General features: G+C 54.8%; 1 tRNA gene and 2 rRNA genes (1 of these 3 cut by a window edge). All 3 read left to right on the top strand.

Going from position 1 to position 2,500, the window contains the following annotated elements:
* Nucleotides 1-2,026: ribosomal RNA gene (locus tag FHT02_RS21075) — 23S ribosomal RNA — on the top strand; it begins 769 nt to the left of the window's first position.
* A 149-nt stretch (nt 2,027-2,175) separates the two neighbouring features.
* Nucleotides 2,176-2,290 (top strand): 5S ribosomal RNA (gene rrf, locus FHT02_RS21070).
* Between the two features lie 83 nt (nt 2,291-2,373).
* Nucleotides 2,374-2,450 (top strand) — tRNA-Met (locus FHT02_RS21065).
* The last annotated feature ends 50 nt before the right edge of the window (nt 2,451-2,500 follow it).

Genomic DNA, 2,500 nt, shown 5'->3' with positions numbered 1-2,500 from the left:
ATTAACGTTGAAAAGTTACCGGATGAGTTGTGTTTAGGGGTGAAAGGCCAATCAAGCCGGGAAATAGCTGGTTCTCCGCGAAAACTATTGAGGTAGTGCCTTGGATGAACACCCTAGGGGGTAGAGCACTGGATGGATGCGGGGGTCGCGAGATCTACCAACTCTAACCAAACTCCGAATACCTAGGAGTGATATCCAGGAGACAGACGGCGGGTGCTAAGGTCCGTCGTCAAAAGGGAAACAGCCCTGACCTACAGCTAAGGTCCCCAAGTCGTGTCTAAGTGGGAAAGCATGTGGGAATCCCAAAACAACCAGGAGGTTGGCTTAGAAGCAGCCATCCTTTAAAGAAAGCGTAACAGCTCACTGGTCTAAATAAGGGTTCCTGCGGCGAAGATGTAACGGGGCTCAAGACACGCACCGAAGCTTAGGGTGTGCTCGTTTACGAGCACGCGGTAGCGGAGCGTTCCGTAAGCCTGAGAAGCAGACTGGTAATGGTCTGTGGAGGTATCGGAAGTGCGAATGCAGACATGAGTAGCGATAAAGAGGGTGAGATGCCCTCTCGCCGAAAGACCAAGGGTTCCTGCGCAAGGCTAATCCGCGCAGGGTGAGCCGGCCCCTAAGACGAGCCCGAAGGGGGTAGTCGATGGGAACCACGTTAATATTCGTGGGCCTGGTGGTGTGTGACGGATGACGTGTGTTGTATGCTCTTATTGGATTGAGCATGCTTCGAAGTTGTCCCGGGAAATAGCCCCACCGTATAGACCGTACCCGAAACCGACACAGGTGGTCAGGTAGAGTATACCAAGGCGCTTGAGAGAAGTGTCCTGAAGGAACTCGGCAAATTGCCTCCGTACCTTCGGAAGAAGGAGGCCCTCACTGAGCGCAAGCTTTTTGAGGGGGCACAGGCCAGGGGGTAGCGACTGTTTAGCAAAAACACAGGGCTCTGCTAAGTCGGCTTCAAGACGACGTATAGGGCCTGACGCCTGCCCGGTGCCTGAAGGTTAAGTGGAGGGGTGCAAGCTCCGAAATGAAGCCCAGGTAAACGGCGGCCGTAACTATAACGGTCCTAAGGTAGCGAAATTCCTTGTCGGGTAAGTTCCGACCTGCACGAATGGCGTAACGACTTCCCCACTGTCTCCAGGACATGCTCAGCGAAATTGAATTCTCCGTGAAGATGCGGAGTACCCGCGGTTAGACGGAAAGACCCCGTGCACCTTTACTGCAGCTTCAGAGTGGCAGTGGAGAACAACTGTGTAGAATAGGTGGGAGGCTTTGAAGCACCGGCGCCAGCTGGTGTGGAGCCACCAAGTGAAATACCACCCTGTTGTTCTCTACTGTCTAACCACGCACCGTTATCCGGTGCTGGGACCCTCTGTGGCGGGTAGTTTGACTGGGGCGGTCGCCTCCTAAAGAGTAACGGAGGCGCGCGAAGGTTGGCTCAGGCCGGTTGGAAACCGGCTGTTAGAGTGCAATGGCATAAGCCAGCCTGACTGCGAGACTGACAAGTCGAGCAGAGACGAAAGTCGGTCATAGTGATCCGGTGGTCCCTCGTGGAAGGGCCATCGCTCAACGGATAAAAGGTACGCCGGGGATAACAGGCTGATAACCCCCAAGAGCTCATATCGACGGGGTTGTTTGGCACCTCGATGTCGGCTCATCACATCCTGGGGCTGGAGCAGGTCCCAAGGGTTTGGCTGTTCGCCAATTAAAGTGGTACGTGAGCTGGGTTCAGAACGTCGCGAGACAGTTTGGTCCCTATCTGCCGTGGGCGTCGAAATTTGAGAGGAGTTGACCCTAGTACGAGAGGACCGGGTTGAACATACCTCTGGTGTACCAGTCGTTCTGCCAAGAGCGCAGCTGGGTAGCTATGTATGGACGGGATAACCGCTGAAAGCATCTAAGCGGGAAGCCTCCCTCGAGATAAGATTTCTTAGGACGGTGAAAGACCATCACCTTGATAGGCCGGATGTGGAAGTGCGGTAACGCATGGAGCTAACCGGTCCTAATTGTCCTATTCGCGCTTGAGAGTTCCACCATCAACAACAGCCCTGGATACCATCCAGCGCTCTGTTCGATGTGTGATGATACACACAGCCTGCACGGTTCATCGATCAAACCCCCTTCTTGAAAACAAAGGGCGCCAACGCGCCCCTTGCGGACACACCGGCTTCATTGCTTGGTGACTATAGCGTCTGTGACCCACCCGATCCCATCCCGAACTCGGACGTGAAACCAGACTGCGCCGATGGTACTATCGCCTAAGCGATGGAAGAGTAGGTCGTCGCCAGGCATTGCAGCCGGTGTCCCGAACCACAAGAAACGCACGGAAAAAACCCATTCACATGTCGCTCGCCACAAGCGAACTCCCATTGCCGCGGGGTGGAGCAGCCCGGTAGCTCGTCAGGCTCATAACCTGAAGGTCACAGGTTCAAATCCTGTCCCCGCAACCAACCATATCATATAATCAGGCGCCCTAACCGGGCGCCTTTTTCGTTTGGCG

The sequence above is a fragment of the Sphingomonas xinjiangensis genome (assembly GCF_014199255.1).
Lineage (GTDB): Bacteria > Pseudomonadota > Alphaproteobacteria > Sphingomonadales > Sphingomonadaceae > Sphingomonas > Sphingomonas xinjiangensis.
This window is presented reverse-complemented; position numbering and strand designations above follow the sequence as displayed.